17 protein-coding genes are annotated in these 16,429 nt (G+C 72.9%); 4 read left to right on the forward strand and 13 right to left on the reverse strand.

Annotation, left to right across the window (positions count from 1 at the left end; genetic code table 11):
• Positions 1 to 126: 126 nt before the first annotated feature.
• A complete protein-coding gene (locus ACWEJX_RS26250) occupies positions 127 to 537 on the reverse strand; it encodes a winged helix-turn-helix transcriptional regulator (protein ID WP_451609865.1) in 411 nt (136 codons plus the stop codon).
• Between the two features lie 71 nt (positions 538 to 608).
• Here ACWEJX_RS26250 and ACWEJX_RS26255 point away from each other — a divergent pair, with 71 nt between their 5' ends.
• Entirely contained in the window at positions 609 to 1,286 is a 678-nt protein-coding gene (locus tag ACWEJX_RS26255; RefSeq protein WP_451609866.1) for an NAD(P)-dependent oxidoreductase, read from the forward strand.
• 56 nt (positions 1,287 to 1,342) lie between these two features.
• Here ACWEJX_RS26255 and ACWEJX_RS26260 read toward each other — a convergent pair whose 3' ends face one another.
• Positions 1,343 to 1,606 (reverse strand): helix-turn-helix domain-containing protein, encoded by a 264-nt coding sequence (locus ACWEJX_RS26260; protein ID WP_451609867.1) that lies wholly within the window; start codon positions 1,604 to 1,606, stop codon positions 1,343 to 1,345.
• Positions 1,607 to 1,666: 60 nt separating this feature from the next.
• On the opposite strand from ACWEJX_RS26260, the gene map reads away from it, so the two are divergent.
• Entirely contained in the window at positions 1,667 to 2,434 is a 768-nt protein-coding gene (map, locus tag ACWEJX_RS26265) for a type I methionyl aminopeptidase (RefSeq protein ID WP_451609868.1), read from the forward strand.
• Between the two features lie 39 nt (positions 2,435 to 2,473).
• Here the strand turns inward: map and ggt are convergent, their stop codons facing one another.
• The gene (ggt, locus tag ACWEJX_RS26270) at positions 2,474 to 4,279 is read right to left on the reverse strand and encodes a gamma-glutamyltransferase (RefSeq protein ID WP_451609869.1); all 1,806 of its coding nucleotides are present in this window, start codon (positions 4,277 to 4,279) and stop codon (positions 2,474 to 2,476) included.
• A 133-nt stretch (positions 4,280 to 4,412) separates the two neighbouring features.
• Here ggt and ACWEJX_RS26275 point away from each other — a divergent pair, with 133 nt between their 5' ends.
• Positions 4,413 to 5,162, forward strand: a complete 750-nt coding sequence (locus ACWEJX_RS26275; protein ID WP_451609870.1) for a hypothetical protein — start codon at positions 4,413 to 4,415, stop codon at positions 5,160 to 5,162.
• Here ACWEJX_RS26275 and ACWEJX_RS26280 read toward each other — a convergent pair.
• Positions 5,125 to 6,408 carry a cytochrome P450 gene (locus ACWEJX_RS26280; RefSeq protein ID WP_451609871.1) on the reverse strand — a complete coding sequence of 428 codons (1,284 nt, stop codon included), beginning with the start codon at positions 6,406 to 6,408 and terminating at the stop codon, positions 5,125 to 5,127. The genes ACWEJX_RS26275 and ACWEJX_RS26280 overlap by 38 nt on opposite strands.
• Positions 6,409 to 6,706: 298 nt before the next feature.
• On the opposite strand from ACWEJX_RS26280, the gene ACWEJX_RS26285 reads away from it, so the two are divergent.
• Positions 6,707 to 8,263 (forward strand): alpha/beta fold hydrolase, encoded by a 1,557-nt coding sequence (locus ACWEJX_RS26285; RefSeq protein WP_451609872.1) that lies wholly within the window; start codon positions 6,707 to 6,709, stop codon positions 8,261 to 8,263.
• A gap of 29 nt (positions 8,264 to 8,292) precedes the next feature.
• Here the strand turns inward: ACWEJX_RS26285 and ACWEJX_RS26290 are convergent, their stop codons facing one another.
• The 9 genes from ACWEJX_RS26290 to ACWEJX_RS26330 form a co-directional block, all read right to left on the reverse strand.
• On the reverse strand, positions 8,293 to 8,730 hold the full coding sequence (locus tag ACWEJX_RS26290; protein ID WP_451609873.1) for a DUF6278 family protein: 438 nt from the start codon (positions 8,728 to 8,730) through the stop codon (positions 8,293 to 8,295).
• Positions 8,731 to 8,802: 72 nt separating this feature from the next.
• A complete protein-coding gene (locus ACWEJX_RS26295) occupies positions 8,803 to 9,582 on the reverse strand; it encodes an exodeoxyribonuclease III (protein WP_451609874.1) in 780 nt (259 codons plus the stop codon).
• A gap of 45 nt (positions 9,583 to 9,627) precedes the next feature.
• Positions 9,628 to 10,260 carry an MBL fold metallo-hydrolase gene (locus ACWEJX_RS26300; protein WP_451609875.1) on the reverse strand — a complete coding sequence of 211 codons (633 nt, stop codon included), beginning with the start codon at positions 10,258 to 10,260 and terminating at the stop codon, positions 9,628 to 9,630.
• A 10-nt stretch (positions 10,261 to 10,270) separates the two neighbouring features.
• Positions 10,271 to 11,581: a bifunctional 3-oxoadipate enol-lactonase/4-carboxymuconolactone decarboxylase PcaDC gene (gene pcaDC / locus ACWEJX_RS26305; RefSeq protein ID WP_451609876.1), complete on the reverse strand. Its 1,311-nt coding sequence runs from the start codon at positions 11,579 to 11,581 to the stop codon at positions 10,271 to 10,273.
• 43 nt (positions 11,582 to 11,624) lie between these two features.
• Positions 11,625 to 12,224, reverse strand: a complete 600-nt coding sequence (locus ACWEJX_RS26310) for a hypothetical protein (protein WP_451609877.1) — start codon at positions 12,222 to 12,224, stop codon at positions 11,625 to 11,627.
• On the reverse strand, positions 12,221 to 13,396 hold the full coding sequence (locus ACWEJX_RS26315) for an ROK family glucokinase (protein ID WP_451609878.1): 1,176 nt from the start codon (positions 13,394 to 13,396) through the stop codon (positions 12,221 to 12,223). Before ACWEJX_RS26315 ends, ACWEJX_RS26310 begins: the two co-directional genes overlap by 4 nt.
• A gap of 48 nt (positions 13,397 to 13,444) precedes the next feature.
• A complete protein-coding gene (locus tag ACWEJX_RS26320; RefSeq protein WP_451609879.1) occupies positions 13,445 to 14,260 on the reverse strand; it encodes an ATP-binding cassette domain-containing protein in 816 nt (271 codons plus the stop codon).
• On the reverse strand, positions 14,257 to 15,336 hold the full coding sequence (locus tag ACWEJX_RS26325) for an ABC transporter permease (protein ID WP_451609880.1): 1,080 nt from the start codon (positions 15,334 to 15,336) through the stop codon (positions 14,257 to 14,259). Before ACWEJX_RS26325 ends, ACWEJX_RS26320 begins: the two co-directional genes overlap by 4 nt.
• Positions 15,333 to 16,352 carry a sugar ABC transporter substrate-binding protein gene (locus ACWEJX_RS26330; RefSeq protein ID WP_451609881.1) on the reverse strand — a complete coding sequence of 340 codons (1,020 nt, stop codon included), beginning with the start codon at positions 16,350 to 16,352 and terminating at the stop codon, positions 15,333 to 15,335. The genes ACWEJX_RS26325 and ACWEJX_RS26330 overlap by 4 nt, the downstream gene beginning before the upstream one ends.
• Positions 16,353 to 16,429 lie beyond the last annotated feature (77 nt).

Raw genomic sequence — 16,429 nt, forward strand, 5'->3', positions numbered from 1 at the left:
GGTGGCGGCGAGGAGCGGCGGCGTCGCGGGGCGCGCTGCGGCGGCGGTCGGGCTTCCGGGGCGCGGGCTGCTGACGACGGTTCACGCGTCCACGGTGGGGCCGGGCGCCCGGCCCCGCATCCGTTGTTAGGCCACAGGGCTGCCGGCGCTCGCGGCCGTGTCGTAGGACCGGCGCGCGCCGGTGATCTCGGGGGCGTGGGCGCGGGCCCACGCGCAGGCCGCGTCCAGGGGGTCGAGCAGGGAGCGGCCGAGGTCGGTGAGGGCGTACTCGACGCGGGGCGGGTTCTCGTCGTACTCGGTACGGGAGACGAAACCGTCGCGCTCCATGGCGCGCAGGGTCTCGGTGAGCACCTTGGGGGTGACCCAGTGGAGGGGGACGCGCAGCTCGGTGAAGCGGCGCGGCCGGCCGTCCTCCAGGCAGCGCAGGACCATGGCGGTCCACTTGCCGCCGACGCGGATCGGCCGGGCGGAATCGGAGCAGTCGGGGTCGCGGAACAGGTCGCGTGGCAGCGGCTTCGGCTCGGTCAGGTCCTCCATGACCCGAACCTAGCCCAGCGGGCGCCGGTACCGTTGAAGTAACCGGGTACCCGCGTCCTACGGTCCGTCCCATGACTGACGACACGAACAGCGTGAACGCCCGGAAGAACGACATCGTCGTGTTCGGCGCGGGCGGCCGGGTCGGCCGTGCGACCGTGGCGGAGGCGGTGGCCCGGGGCCTGCGGGTGACGGCCGTGGTCCGCGACCCCGCCAAGTACCGTGACCTGCAAGGGGATTCGGTGACCCTGGTACGGGGCGACGTCACCGATCCCGGGTCGGTGGCGGCGCTCGCGGCGGGCCACACGGCGGCGGTGAACGCCTCCGTCCGGCTCGACGTCCCGGCCGTGGACCACTTCACGGCGGCCGCCGAGGCGCTGCTCGCGGGGCTCGCGGAGGCGGGCGTGGGCCGGCTGGTCGTGGTGGGCATCGCCACGACGCTGGAGACCGCGCCGGGCGTGCGGGTGATGGACGCCCCGGACTTCCCCGAGGAGTACCGGGCCTTCTCGCAGGGCCACGTCGACGAGTTCGGCCTGCTCACGGCCGAGGCGGGCACGGAGCTCGACTGGCTGATGGTGGTGCCCCCGCTCGACCTGAACGCGGAGGCTCCCGTGACCGGTGGCTACCGCACGGCGGTCGGCACGGTCCTCGACGGCCCGGGCCGGATCGCCCACGCGGACCTCGCCCGCGCGATCGTCGACGAGGCCGAGCGGCCGCGGCACAGCCGGGTGCAGCTGGCGGTGTCGGCGTAGCGGCCCCGCACGGCACTCGCCCGTAGGGGCCGCCGCCGCGTCACGCCGCCGCCGCGTCACGCCGCGGCTGCGGCCTCCACGGGAAGGCAGTGCTCCACCAGCTGGTCGAGCGAGAGCCCGAGGACGCCCGCCAGCGCCGCCACGGTGAAGAAGGCGGGGGTCGGGGCGCGGCCCGTCTCGATCTTGCGGAGGGTCTCGGCGGAGAGGCCGGCAGCGGCGGCGATCTCGGCCATGGAGCGGGGGCCGCGGGCCTCGCGCAGCAGGAGGCCGAGGCGTTCGCCGCGCTCGCGCTCTTCGGGGGTCAGGGGGGTGCGCACCATGGGCCCATTCTACGGACCCGCGGCCACGGACACCATTCTTATACCGGTATAGTAATTGGCATGGTGGAGATCAAGACCAACGAGAACCTGCTGGCGATGCGCGAGGCGGGCCGGGTCGTGGCCCGCGCCCTGGAGGCCGTACGGGAGAAGGCGGCGCCCGGGGTGACGCTCGCCGAACTCGACGGCGTGGCACGGGAGGTGCTCGCGGCAGCGGAGGCCGGGTCGCCGTTCCTGGGATACCGCCCGGACTGGGCACCGGTGCCCTTCCCGGCCGTGGTGTGCCTGTCGGTGAACGACGCGATCGTGCACGGCGTCCCGGACGACACCCGGCTCGCCGACGGCGATCTGCTGAGCGTGGACTGCGGCGCGGTGCTCGACGGCTGGGTCGGGGACGCGGCCGTGAGCTTCACGGTCGGCCGGGCCCGCGCCGAGGACACCCGGCTGATCGAGACGGCGCAGGAGGCACTGGAGGCCGGCATCGCGGCGGCACGGGTCGGCAACCGGATCGGGGACGTCGCCCACGCGATCGGCCGGGTCTGCCGCGAGGCCGGGTACGGCATCCCGGACGGGTTCGGCGGGCACGGCGTGGGCCGCACCATGCACGAGGGCCCGGACGTGCCCAACGAGGGACGGCCGGGCCGGGGCATGCCGCTGCGGCACGGGATGGTGATCGCGATCGAGCCGATGCTGATCGCCGGCGGCGGCGACCGTCACTACACGGCGCGGGACGGCTGGACGATCCGTACCTTCGACGGCTCGCGCGCCGCCCACACCGAGCACACCGTGGCGATCACGGACGACGGCCCGCGGATCCTGACCGCTCTGTAGCCGCCAGGGCCTGTCCGGCGGATCAGGGTCGGACGGGCCCTAGTCGCCCGAGTCCGGGCGGACCACCATCGCCGAGCCACCGCCCCGGCGCACCGGCTCCGCCGCGGCCAGCCAGCGTCCGTCCGGCAGCCGCTGCACGCCGGTCGCCGCGCCGATCTCCGGGTTCTGCCGGAAGCCGTGCCCGATCGCTTCCAGCTCCGCCTTCAACGGGCTGTTCCACAGGGCCGGTTCGAGCTCCGTGGTGGCCTGGTTGCGCTGGCTGGCGCGAGGTGCGGCGATGGCGTCGACGAGCGGCAGACCGCGGTCGACGACCCCGGTGAGGGTCTGCAGGACGGTGGTGATGATGGTCGCGCCGCCCGGCGAGCCGAGCGCGAGCACCGGCCGGCCCGCCTTGTCGAGCACGATCGTCGGGGAGATCGAGGAGCGCGGGCGCTTGCCGGGACCGGGCAGGTTGGGGTCGTGCACGGCAGGGTTGGCGGGGGCGAAGGAGAAGTCGGTCAGCTCGTTGTTGAGCAGGAAGCCGCGACCGGGGACGGTGATGCCGCTGCCGCCGGTGGACTCGATGGTGAGGGTGTAGGCGACGACGTTGCCCCACTTGTCGGCCACGGTCAGATGCGTGGTGTTCTCGCCCTCGTACGTGGTCGGGGCGGCGGTCCCGCCCGCCCGGCAGCCCGCCGCCGGGTCGCGCGGGTCGCCGGGCGCGAGGGGGCTGGTGAGGGCCGCGTCGTCGCGGATCAGGCAGGCCCGGGAGTCGGCGTACCGCTGCGAGAGCAGACCGCGGGTGGGCACGTCCTCGAAGGCCGGGTCGCCGACCCAGCGGCCGCGGTCGGCGAAGGCGATCCGGCTCGCCTCGATGAAGCGGTGCAGATAGCGGGCCTGGGAGGCATGCGCGAGGTCGGTGCCCTCCAGGATGTTGAGGGCCTCGCCGACGGTGGTGCCGCCGGAGGACGACGGTGCCATCGAGTACACGTCGAGCCCGCGGTACGAGACCTTCGTGGGCCGGCGCCGGATCGTCTCGTACCCGGCGAGGTCGGCCTCGGTCAGGTCGCCGGCGCGGACGACCCGGGTGGCGCCGGCGCGGACCGGCGGGTGCTGGACGGTGTTCACGATGTCGTCGGCGAGCGGGCCCTTGTAAAGCGAGCCGACGCCCTCCCGTCCCAGGGTCTCGTAGGTGTGGGCCAGGTCGGGGTTCTTGAAGACCGAGCCGACGACGGGCAACTGTCCGCCGGGCAGGAAGAGTTCGGAGGTGGCCGGGAAGTCGCGGAAGCGGGCCTCGTTGCCGGCGGTCTGGGCGCGGAAGGTGGCGTCGACGGTGAAGCCGTCGCGGGCCAGTCGCTCGGCGGGCTCCAGGAGGCGCCGGAGCGGCTTGCTGCCCCAGGCGTCGAGGGCGGTCTGCCAGGTGGCGGGGGTGCCGGGGGTGCCGACGCTCCGGCCGCTGGTCTGGCCCTGCTCGAACGGGATGGGCGCGCCGTTCTCGACGAAGAGGTTCGCGTCGGCGGAGCCGGGGGCGGTCTCGCGGCCGTCGATGGTCTGCACCGTACGGGACTTGGCGTCGTAGTAGACGAAGTAGCCGCCTCCGCCGATGCCGGCCGAGTAGGGCTCGGTGACGCCGAGCGCGGCGGCCACGGCGACGGCGGCGTCGACCGCGTTGCCGCCCTTGCGGAGCACCTCGATGCCGGCGGCGGAGGCGTCCGCGTCGACGCTGGCGACGGCGCCGCCCCAGCCGGTGGCGACGGGCACCTTGGCGGAGGTGGCGCCCGCGGTCGGCGGGGCGGCCGCGCCCACCGCGAGGACCGTCGCGGCGACGGCCAGGATCGACCCGTAACGTACGGCGGAAACGCGCATTCCCTACCTCCGGTCAACGAGTGTCCGCGCAGCGTAACTTCCGCCCGGGCGTCACGTCAGGACCGCGTCCGGACCGCATCGCGTCAGGACCGCGTCTCGAACAACCGGCCGCACCCCGCTACCATGCGCGCCCATGAACGAAGACCTGCGCAATGTCGTGCTCGGGGTCCTGGCCACCGGCGTCAGCGGCTCGATCGGCTGGCTGACCCGGACGTATCTGTGGCGCCGCCGACTCCGCAGGAAGCAGGCGTTCTTCGGGCTGCCCTCCGGCTCGGAGTGTCTGCTCGTGGTGAACCGTATGGCCGGCAGCGAACGCGGGGTGCACACCACCGACGTGTCGGCGCTGCTCGAACTGTCGGCGCTGATCAAGGACTGCGGGGCACGGCCCCGGGTCGTGCAGCACGACACAGCACGTCAGGGCCTGGGCGAGATAGCCGAGTTCTGCATCGGCGGGCCGTTCTCGAACCGCCGCATGGCGGCGCACCTGCCGAACCTGCTGCCAGGGCTCACCATGAACGTCGAGCAGGACCCGCCCGAGGACCGGGGGATGATCACCGTGGCCGGCGAGACCTACCGCCCGGACTGGGGCGTGAGCGAGTACGTCGTCCTCGCCCGCCTCACCCGCGGCGAGGGAGGCCGCCCCGTGTTCCTGCTGTGCGGTCAGGCCGCGGTCACCAACCAGGCCGCCGCGCGCCATCTGGCCCGCCACCACAAGGCGCTGGCCGGTAAGTACGGTCCCGACGGCACCTTCGCCCTGCTCCTGCGCGTCGTCAACTCGCAGGCGTACGGCCCCGATGTCGTCGAGCTCGTCGCCGACGTGACCCGGCAGGCGACGGCGCGGCCGCTCAGCTCCGCCACGCCACCCGCACCGGCAGCGACTTGATCCCGTTGATGAAGTGGGAGACCAGGCGCCGGGGCGGCCCGGCGGTCTCCAGGTCCGCGCAGGCCTCGCGCATCTCCTCGTGGAGCAGCCTGAGTTGCAGCCGGGCGAAGTGGGCGCCGAGGCACACGTGCGGGCCGTCACCGAAGGAGACGTGCGGGTTCGGCGTGCGGGCGAGGTCGAGCCGGTGCGGGTCGGCGAAGGCGCGGTCGTCGAAGTTCGCGGAGGCGTGGAAGACGACGACCTTGTCGCCCGCGGCGATGGGCACCCCGGCCAGCTCGGTGTCCCGGGCGGCGGTGCGGCGGATGTGCAGGACGGGCGGGTGGATGCGCAGCAGTTCGCCGACGGCCGTGTCGGTGTCCACCTTGCCGTCCCACAACCTCCGGAGTTCCTCCGGGTGTTCGGCGAGTGCGAGCAGTCCGCCGGGGGCGGCGCTGCGGACGGTGTCGTTGCCCGCGACGGTCAGCAGGAAGAAGAACATCTCCAGCTCGGCGTCCTGGAGTTCGGAGTGCGCGAGCACGGTCATGATGTCGTCGGCGGGGTGCGCGCGCTTGTGGGCGGCGAGGTCCTGCGCGTAGCCGAACATCTCGGCGAGCATCGCCGGGGAGCGGGGGTTGACGGGCCTCCCGTCGGCGTCGAGCACGGGCGGCTCGTCGGGGTCCTGGTAGGCGATCACCCGCTCGGTCCAGGCGTGCAGCAGTCCGCGGTCGGCCGCGGGGACGCCGAGGATGTCGGTGAGGTTGAGCAGCGCGTAGTCGTCGGTGACGGCCCGCACCAGGTCCACCTCCCCGCCCGCTCCCGACTCCCGTGCGTCGGTGAGCAGTTGGCGGGCGCGCCGCCGCGCGGTCTCGGTGAAGCGTTCGATCCGGCCGGGGGTGAAGGCGCGGCTGACGAGCCGGCGCAGCCGCCCGTGGTGCGGGGGGTCCTGGTTCAGCATCATGCGCCGGATGAACGGCAGATCGGCCGGGTCGGGGTCGCGGATCTGGGTCGCGCCGAGGTACGACGAGAAGCCGGCCGTGTCCTTGAGCACCCGTACGACGTCGGCGTGCCGCGTCACGGCCCAGAAGCCGGGCCCGGCGGGCCAGCCGAGGACCTCGTACTCGTCCTGGCGGACGACGGGGTGACGGTCGCGCAGGACACGGAAGCGTTCGTGCGGGATCCCGGCGGCGTAGATCCGGGGGTCGAAGACGTCGGGGACGTCCAGGACTTCGGGAACCTCGGGGACTTCGGATGTGCCGCTGCTGCCCACCGGCCCTCCCGTCGGAGTGAAGACGTCACCATCATGACAGGTCAGGGCCGGTTTTCGTAGGACGGAAGGCACAGTCGCGCCACCCGGCGCACTCCCCCAGGCGCTGACCCGACCGGGCCATGTTCCTGGTGGCCGCCGAGCGCTACCGCGAGGCGCTCGACGACTACCGGGAGGCGATCGTTACCCTTGCGTAACTTACCGGCCAGTTACCTTCGGTAAGTCATCGCGGTTACCGTCGAGTCACTTTCACTGCCCCCCATTCACTGTCCCCACAGTGGCACCCAGTGAGGAGTGACCCGTGCGTACCGCCCTGACCTTCGCCGTATCGGCCTCCCTCGTCGCCGGCACGGCCCTCGGCCTCGCGCCCGCCGCCCGGGCCGCCGAACAGTCCGTCCCCACCGTCCGGTTCGTCGACATCGCGGGCGAGGGCGGCACCGTCCTCAAGGCCAACGTCGTCACCCCGGCCGGCGCCGACGGCTCCGCCCGCTATCCGGTGATCGTGCTGCCCACGAGCTGGGCGATGCCGCAGATCGAGTACCTCGCGCAGGCCGAGAAGCTCGCCGACTCCGGCTACGTCGTGGTGAGTTACAACAGCCGCGGCTTCTGGCAGTCGGGCGGCGAGATCGAGACCGCCGGCCCCAAGGACATCGCCGACGCCTCGCTCGTCATCGACTGGGCGCTCGCCCACACCCCGGCCGACCCGGCGAAGGTCGGGATGGCCGGGGTGTCGTACGGCGCGGGGATCAGCCTCCTCGCGGCCGCGCACGACAAGCGGATCCGGGCGGTGGCCGCGCTCAGCGGCTGGGCCGACCTCATCGACTCCATCTACAGCGGCCGTACCCAGCACCTCCAGGCCGCGGCCCTGCTCGGCGGCACCGGCTATCTGACCGGACGGCCCGGGCCCGAACTCCGGCAGGTCCTCGCCGACTTCCTCTCCTCCAACCTGGCGAAGGAGGACGAGATGATCGCCTGGGGCCGCGCCCGGTCCGCCACCACCTACCTCGACGCGCTCAACGCCAGCCACCCGGCCGTCATGCTCGGCAACGCCTGGGGCGACACCATCTTCCCGCCCAACCAGTACGCGAGCTTCTACGAGAAGCTCGACCTGCCCAAGCGCCTGGAGTTCCGGCCCGGCGACCACGCCACCGCCGAGGCCACCGGCCTGTTCGGGCTGCCCAACGACACCTGGACCAACGCCCACCGCTGGTTCGACCACTACCTCAAGGGCGCCGACAACGGCATCGACCGCGAGCGGCCCGTCCAGCTGAAGCCGCGCTCCGACGCCGGCTACGAGGGCTACCCCGACTGGAAGTCCGTCCAGGCGAACCGGCGCAAGTTCGCCCTCGACGACACCCGGCGCGTCCTCACCGGCGTCGACTCCGGCGCCGACGGCGGAGTCGTGATGCTCTCCGACACCCTCGACCAGTTCTTCAAGACCCCGCCCGTCGCCTCCATCCCGCTGCTCCCGCGCGCCTTCGCGGCCGTGTGGCAGTCCGAGCGCGCCGACGCCCCGCAGCGGGTGCGCGGCACGGTGCGGCTGCACACCACGGTCACGCCGACCGCCGAGAGCGGCACCTTCGTCGCGTACCTCTACGACGTGGGCCCGCTCGGCCTCGGCAAGCTGGTGAGCAACGCCCCGTACACCTTCCACGACCGCACGCCCGGGCGCCCGTTCGCCGTCGACCTGGAGCTGTTCTCCACCGCGTACGACGTGCCGGCCGGCCACCGGCTCGCCCTGGTCGTGGACACCGTCGACCCGCTCTACATCGAGCACAACCCGGCCGGTGCGCGGCTGGCCTTCTCCTCCCCGGCGGACGACCCGTCGTATCTGTCGGTGCCCCTCCGGACGGAGTGACCCCCGGCCGCCGGTGACCGGCGAAGCGGTCAGTACTCGGCGGCCTCGCCGTAGATCTGGGAGAGCTCCGGGATGCCGGTCGCGGCCCAGTCGAGGCCGGCCGCCACCACGTCGATCTCGCGGCCCGAGGGGAGCTGGACCACCGGCTGGCCGTCGGGCCGCAGCCGCCAGCCGGCGCCGGGCACGGTCCGTACGACGACCGTGCCGAGGTAGAGCCCCGCGTCGTTGCCGAACCACGGCAGCTCCTCGGGGTCCTCGCGCCAGCGCGGCGGCAGCTGGTCGAGGGCGGCGAGCGAGCGCGGGGTGTCGTCGAGCCGCACCCCGGCGTCCTGGGCACGGCTGCGCAGCAGCTCGCACTCGGCGAGCAGCTCGGCCGCGCCCGCCGGGTCCCGGTCGAAGACCGTGACCAGCGGGGACCGTTCGGCTTCGTGCCGTTTGCGCCAGTTGTCCAGGAAGGGGATGTTCATCCGACCAGCGTCCCACCGCGCCCTGGCCGGCACCACCCGGCACGCGGAGATCATCCGCCGTCGGGCGGACCGTCAGACGTCGAGGTCGACGACGACCGGGGCGTGGTCGGAGGCGCCCTTGCCCTTGCGCTCCTCGCGGTCCACGTAGCTGTCCTTGACGGCGTCGGCGAACGGCTTGTTGCCGTAGACCAGGTCGATGCGCATGCCCCGGTTCTTCGGGAAGCAGAGCTGGCGGTAGTCCCAGTACGTGAACGGGTGGGCGTACTTCAGCGGGCGCGGCACCACGTCGTCGAGGCCGGCCTCGCGCAGCGCGGCGAGCGCGGCCCGCTCCGGAGCGGTGACATGGGTGGCGCCCTCGAAGGCGGCGATGTCGAAGACGTCGTCGTCGGTGGGCGCGATGTTGAAGTCGCCGAGCACGGCGAAGGGGCGCCCGGCCGCCGCGTCGTCGGCGACGGCCGCCTTCAGCGCCTCCAGCCAGCGCAGCTTGTACGCGTAGTGCTCGTGGGCCACCTCGCGGCCGTTCGGCACGTACACCGACCAGACGCGGACCGGGCCGCAGGTCGCGGAGACGGCCCGCGGCTCCTGCAGCCCCTCGTAGTCGGGGCCGCCGGGCAGGCCGGTGACGACGTCCTCCAGGCCGACCCGGGAGAGCAGGGCGACCCCGTTCCACCGGCCGGTGGCGTTGACCACCGACTCGTACCCCAGCTCGCGCAGCTCCTCGGTGGGGAACTGCTCGGCGGTGCACTTGGTCTCCTGGATGCACAGCACGTCGGTGCCGCTGCTCTCCAGCCAGGCCAGGAGCCGGGGCAGCCGGGCGGTGATCGAATTGACGTTCCAGGTGGCGATGCGCATGTCCGCAAGCCTAGCCGCGGGGTGTGACAGTCACCGGGCGGCGTCTCACAGCTCGGTCGAGTCGCCCGGGGCGAGCCGGCGGTGGTCGGTGCCGCCGAGGGCGCCGATCTGGCGGTCGTAGATGGGGCGGGCCAGGTCGGTGAGGAGCGCGTCGTGGATGTCGTACGCGCGGACCGGCTTGACCTCGCGGACGTAGTCGATGACCTCGGAGATCTTGTTCCACGGGGCCATGACCGGCAGGAACAGCGTCTCCACCGGACGGTCCGGGACGGTCAGCGCGTCGCCCGGGTGGAAGACCGAACCGTCGACCAGGAAGCCGACGTTGGTGATCCGCGGGATGTCCGGGTGGATCACGGCGTGCAGCTCGCCGTGCACCTGGACGTCGAAGCCGGCGGCGGAGAAGGTGTCGCCGTGGCCGACGGTGTGGACGCGGCCGGGGAACGCGGCGGTCAGCTGCTCGGCGACGCTCCGCAGCGTCCACACCTCGGCGGCCGGGTCGGCGTCCAGGGCGGCGCGCAGCCGGGCCTCGTCGAAGTGGTCGGGGTGCTCGTGGGTGACGAGGAGGACGTCCGCGCCGAGCGCGGCGTCCTCCTCGGTGAACATCCCGGGGTCGATGACGAGCGTCCGCCCGTCCTTCTCCAGGCGGACGCAGGCGTGGGTGTTCTTGGTGAGCTTCACACCCGGCAGGCTACGCCTGCGGGGTCGTGTACTCCTCGATCACGCGGCGGACGACCCGCAGTGCGCTCTCGGCCGCCGGGAGACCGCAGTAGACGGCGGTCTGCAGCAGGATCTCGCGCAGCTCGTCCGGGCTCAGGCCGTTGCGCAGGGCGGCCCGGGTGTGGTCGGCGAGGGCGTCGTGATGGCCGCCGGCGATCAGCGCGGCGAGCGTGACGGCGCTGCGGGTGCGCCGGTCGAGGCCGTCGCGGCTCCACACCTCGCCCCAGGCGAAGCGGGTGACGAGGGTCTGGAAGTCCGCGTCGAAGGGCTCGGCGAGGGCCTCGTCGACATGGGCGTCGCCGAGCACCTCGCGGCGCAGCTTGAGCCCGGTCTCGTACGAGTCGGGGCGCGGCGCCGCGGTCTCCTCGGCGGGCGCGGCCGGGGCGATCTCGCCGGCCGGGACGACGGGTGCGGAGACCTGCGGGGCGGCCGGGCCCGGCGGGACCTGCGGGGCCGGCACGCCGGGCGGCGCGGGGACGACGGCGAGGGCGCCGTGGGTGTCGTGGCCGAGCGGCGCGAAGTGGCCGGCGAGCAGCTCGGTGACGGCGGCGGGCTGTTCGACCGGGGCCAGGTGGGAGGCGCCGGGGACGACGGCGAGCCGGGCGTCGGCGATGCCGGCGACGAGGGTGCGGGCCTCGGCGGGTCCGGTGACGGCGTCCTCGGAGCCGACGAGCACGAGCGCGGGGATCGCGATCCGGCCGAGCGCCTCGCGGACGTCGAAGACCGCGAGCGCCTCGCAGGCGGCGATGTAGCAGCCGGGGTCGGTGGTGCGGATCATCTGCACGGCCCAGTCGACGATGGCGGGCTGGGCGCCGGCGAAGGTGGGCGTGAACCACTGCTCGGGCGCGCTGCGGGCGATCGGCTCCAGGCCGTTGGCGCGGACCATCACGGCGCGCTGGCGGAACTCGTCGGGGGTGCCGAAGCGGGGCGAGGTGGCGACCAGCGCGAGCGAGGCGACCCGGTGCGGGGCGCGCAGCGCGAGGTCGATGCCGATGGCGCCGCCGAGGGCGCAGCCGGCGTAGCCGAAGCGCTGGATGCCGAGCTCGTCGAGGGTGGCGAGCAGCCGGTCGCCGAGCTCGGCGACCGAGCTCGCCGGATGGGCGGGGGCGCCGCCGTGGCCGGGCAGGTCGAAGCGGAGGACCCTCCAGGTGCGTGTGAGCTCGGGTATCTGCCGGTCCCACATGTGCCAGGTGGCGCCGAGCGAGGGCGCCAGGACCAGCACCGGAGCGTCGTCGCGGCCGTCCAGTCGGTATTGCAGGTTGTTCGTCACAGTCTCACTCACGCCCTGCACGCTCTCACATTCCGTGGCGGGGCGGGCGTGGGGGTCAGGGGGACGTCGTGGAGACCACGTACACGCGCGGGAACGCCGGGTCGTCGAGGTTGACGGTGATGTCGCTGGTGGGGCGGGGCTTCTCGCGGCTGACGCTGGTGCCCGTCCAGGCGTGGTGGCCGGAGGTGAAGTCCCAGCCGACGATGCCGGAGTCGTGCTCGCCGACGGTGACCCGACCGGCCGTGAGGGCGGCGCGGCTGGTGCCGCTTTCGGCGAGGTAGGTGTCGAGCCCGTTCGCCGTGGTGGTGAACTGCACGTAGAGCCGGCTGGTCTTCCAGTTGCTGGTCTCGTAGTAGGCGACGTGCCAGGCGTCGGACGGGACCGGGATCTCGAAGACCCGGCGCTTCATCTGCGAGGGCCAGTTGTCCTGGAGGCCCACGGGGGCGGACTCGCGCTCCTTGTCGAGTCCGCTGTCCCGGCTCTGGTTGGCGGAGATCACCAGATAGCCGGCCGGGACGCCGATGAGCAGCACGATGGTGAGCAGCGTCAGGAAGCGGCGGCGCAGCATGTGCCGCCGGTCCTCGGGCAGCCTGCCGTCCGGGGCCGGGGCGGGGTGGGGCAGGGTGGGCGGGGGCGGGGGCGACGCCACGGTCATGTCTGCGGGTCCTCGGGGGTGGTGCGGGTGCTGCGGTCGGCGGTGGCGCGCAGCGCCTGGGTGTAGCGCCCGTACCGCTCGTAGCGCTCGACGCGGCGCCGGTTGGCGCGGCGGAAGCGGCGGGCGACGAGCCGGGCGAGGTCGGCGGCGCCGACCATGCCGGCCTCGGGGCCGAGCTGGGCGCGGGCGATGCGGGCCTCGGGGCGGTAGCCGCGGCCGGTGAGGTGGCGGCGGAAGGCGTCCCGGGCCGGGCCGATGAGCAGGTCGTCGGCGGCCGAGACGCCGCCGCCGATGACGAAGCAGGACGGGTCGAGGGCGGCGGCCAGGTTGGCGAGGCCGACGCCCAGCCACTGGCCGATGTCCTGGAGCAGCTCGACGCACATGGCGTCGCCCTCGCGGGCGAGCTCGGTGATGAGCGGGCCCGTGATGTCGGGGACGCTGCCCTTGACCCGCTCGATGATGTTGTACGCGACCGGGGAGTCGGCGGCGGCGAGCTCACGGGCCTCGCGGACCAGGGCGTTGCCGGAGCTGTACTGCTCCCAGCAGCCGCGGTTGCCGCAGGGGCAGCGGTGGCCGCCGGGGACGACCTGCATGTGCCCGAACTCGCCGGCGACCCCGTACTTGCCGCGCTTGACCTGGCCGTCCTCCAGGATGGCGCCGCCGATGCCGGTGCCGAGGGTGATCATGACGAGGTGGTCCTCGCCGCGTCCGGCGCCGAAGCGCCACTCGGCCCAGGCGGCGGTGTTGGCGTCGTTGTCCACCATGACGGGGACGGCGAGCCGGTCCTGGAGGGCGTCGCGGAGCGGCTCGTTGCGCCAGGCGAGGTGGGGGGCGAAGAGCACCCGGGCCCGGTCGGCGTCGACCCAGCCGGCGGCGCCGATGCCGACGGCGTGCACGTCGTGCCGGTCGGAGAGGTCCAGGACCAGCTCGACGATGGTGTCCTCGACGACCTTGGGGCTCTTGGACTTGTCGGGGGTCTCGGTGCGGACCTTCTCCAGGATGTTGCCGTCCGCGTCGACGACGCCGGCCATCACCTTCGTACCGCCGATGTCGATGCCGACGGTGGGCACCCGCGGCGCGGTCAGGTGGGAGCGCCGTTCCCGGGTGCCGACGGTCCGCAGGACCGTGCCGCGGGAGGCGCCCCTGAGCGTCAGGTCACGGTAGGTACTCATCGGCTCGATTCTGCCAGGTGGGGTGGAGGGGGCGCGTGACGGACGCGATCACGTCCCGGACGGGCGTTCCAGCTCGTGGCGCAGGTCCTCCAGCTCGCTGCCGCCGGCCATCTGGCGGGTCAACTCGTCGAGGGTGACGGAGTCCTTGGTGTGGCTGCCCGCCATGACCCCGCGCTTCAGCAGGACGAAACGATCGCCCACGAGATAGGCGTGGTGCGGGTTGTGGGTGATGAGGACCACGCCGAGGCCCTGGTCACGTGCGGCGGCCACGTACTTCAGGACGACCCCGGACTGCTTCACCCCGAGCGCGGCGGTCGGCTCGTCGAGGACGAGGACCTTGGCGCCGAAGTGGACGGCTCGGGCGATGGCCACGCACTGCCGCTCGCCGCCGGACAGGGTGCCGATGGGCTGGTCGACGTCGCGCAGGTCGATGCCCATGCGCAGCAGTGCCGTCCGGGTGGTCTCGCGCATCAGCTCGACGTCGAGGCGCTTGAAGGGGCCCTTGCCGCGAGTGGGCTCGGAGCCGAGGAAGAAGTTGCGCCACACCGGCATCAGCGGGACCACGGCGAGGTCCTGGTAGACGGTGGCGATGCCGCGGTCGAGGGCCTCGCGCGGGTTGGCGAGGGTGACCTCCTCGCCCTCGATGCGGAAGCTGCCGGCGTCGTGCCGGTGCAGACCGGCGACGATCTTGATGAGGGTGGACTTGCCGGCGCCGTTGTCGCCGAGGACGCAGGAGATCCCGCCCGCGTTCACCTCCAGGGAGACGCCTTCGAGGGCGCGGATGTTGCCGTAGTACTTGCTGACGTCGTCGAGCTCGACGAGCGGGCTCGCGGTGCCGGCGGTGGTGGTCGGTGCCGTGGTCACTTGGTGGCCTCCACGCGCTTGCGGATCCAGGCGTTCAGGAGGGTGGCGAGCAGCAGCATGGCGCCGAGGAAGAACTTGAACCAGTCCGGGTTCCACTCCGCGTACACGATGCCCTTCCCGGTCATGCCGAAGATGAAGGCGCCGACGGCGGAGCCGATGGCCGAGCCGTAGCCGCCGGTGATCAGACAGCCGCCGATGACGGCCGCGATGATGTAGATCAGCTCGTTGCCGACGCCCTCGCCGGACTGGACGACGTCGAACGAGAAGAGCAGGTGCTGGCCGGAGATCCAGGCGCAGAAGGCCACGCCCATGTACAGGAGGATCTTGGTCCGGTGGACCGGGACGCCGACCGCGCGGGCCGCGTCCGCGCCGCCGCCGACCGCGAAGATCCAGTTGCCGAAGCGGGTGCGCAGCAGGATCCAGGTGGCGAGGGCGACCAGGACCAGCCACCACAGGATGGTGACCTTCAGCTCGACGCCGCCGACGGTCCAGGTGGAGGCGAAGAGGTCCCGGGCGGCGGGGAACCCCTCCATGTCGGCGATCGACTTGGTGGAGACGGTGCCGCTGATCAGCTTGGTGAAGCCGAGGTTCAGGCCGGTCAGCATCAGGAAGGTGCCGAGCGTGATGATGAAGCTCGGCAGCTCGGTGCGGGTCAGCATGAAGCCGTTGAACGCGCCGACGGCGAGGGTGACGAGCAGCGAGACGCCGACGCCGACCCACACGTTCGCGGTCATCTGGTAGCTGAACATCGAGGAGACCAGCGCCGAGGTGGTGACCAGGACACCGGCCGACAGGTCGAACTCGCCGCCGATCATCAGCAGCGCCACGGGCACGGCCATGATGCCGATGGTGGAGGCCGCGTAGAGGACGGTGCCGAGGCTGGCGGGGCGCAGGAAGCTGTCGGCGACGAGCGAGAAGAACGCGAAGACGGCGACCGCGCCGACGACCGAGCCGAGTTCCGGGCGGGCGAGCAGCTTCTTCAGCGGCGAGGTGCGCAGGAGCCGCTCGTCGACGTGGTCGAGACCGTCGGAGGGTGAGGGCGGGGGCGTGGCCGAGGGCGGTGCGGTGGCGCTCATCGGGTGCCCCGCTCGGTGTAGTCCTTCAGCGCGGCGGCCGCGTCCTTGGTGATGATCTGCGGGCCCGTGAGCACCGGCTTGCCGCCGCCGAGGACGTCGGCGTTGTAGCGGTGGAGCCAGAGCAGGTCGACGGCCTCGTAACCCTGGAGGTACGGCTGCTGGTCGACGGCGAAGCCGAGGGTGCCGGAGTCGAGCGCGGCGGCGACCTTGGCGTTGAGGTCGAAGGTGTCGACCTCGGCCTTGCTGCCGGCCGTGCGCTTCGCCTGCACGGCCGCGTCGGCGAACGGCGCGCCGAGCGTCACGACGGCGTCGATGGACGGGTCGGCCTGGAGCTTGGCGAGGATGGACGCCTGGACGTCGGGCATGTTGGTGCCGTCGACGTACAGGTTCTGCATGTCGCCGCCGAAGGTCTTCTTCGCGCCGGCGCAGCGCTGCTCGTGGCCGACGTTGCCCTGCTCGTGCAGGACGCACAGGGCCTTCTTGCGGCCGCGCTTGTCGAGCTCCGTGCCGACGGCCTCGCCGGCGACGGTCTCGTCCTGGCCGATGTGGGTGAGCGCGCCGAACGCCTTGGACGCCTCGGCGCCGGAGTTCACCGTGATCACCGGGATGCCGGCCTTGACGGCCTTCTCCACGGACGCCTTCATCGCGTCGGGCTTGGCGAGGCTGACGATGATGCCGTCGACCTTCTTGGCCACGTACGAGTCGATGAGCTGCGCCTGCTGCTGCGCCTCGTCGCTGTGGGCGTACAGGAAGTTGATGTTGTCCTTGACGGCGGCCTGCTTGGCGCCGTTCTGGACGATGTCCCAGAAGGTGTCGCCGTCGCCCGAGTGGGTGATCATGGCGAAGGTCCAGCGGGGGGTGTTCACGGCCGCCCGCCCCTGCGCCGCGGCCGCCTTGCGGGCGTCCTCCGCGCGCTTGCCGCCGGTGCTGCTGCAGCCGGCGAGCGCGGCCGTCAGCGCCACCGCGAGCACGGCGCCGATCGCCGCGCGTACCCCTCCTGTGCGAACCCTGGTCACGAGGACCTGCCCTCCTTTGTGTCCTTCTGCGTGCATTGCAGTATCGGTCATGGGGGTCGCGCCGATCTTCGGCGGGG

The sequence above is a fragment of the Streptomyces sp. NPDC004788 genome (assembly GCF_053601115.1).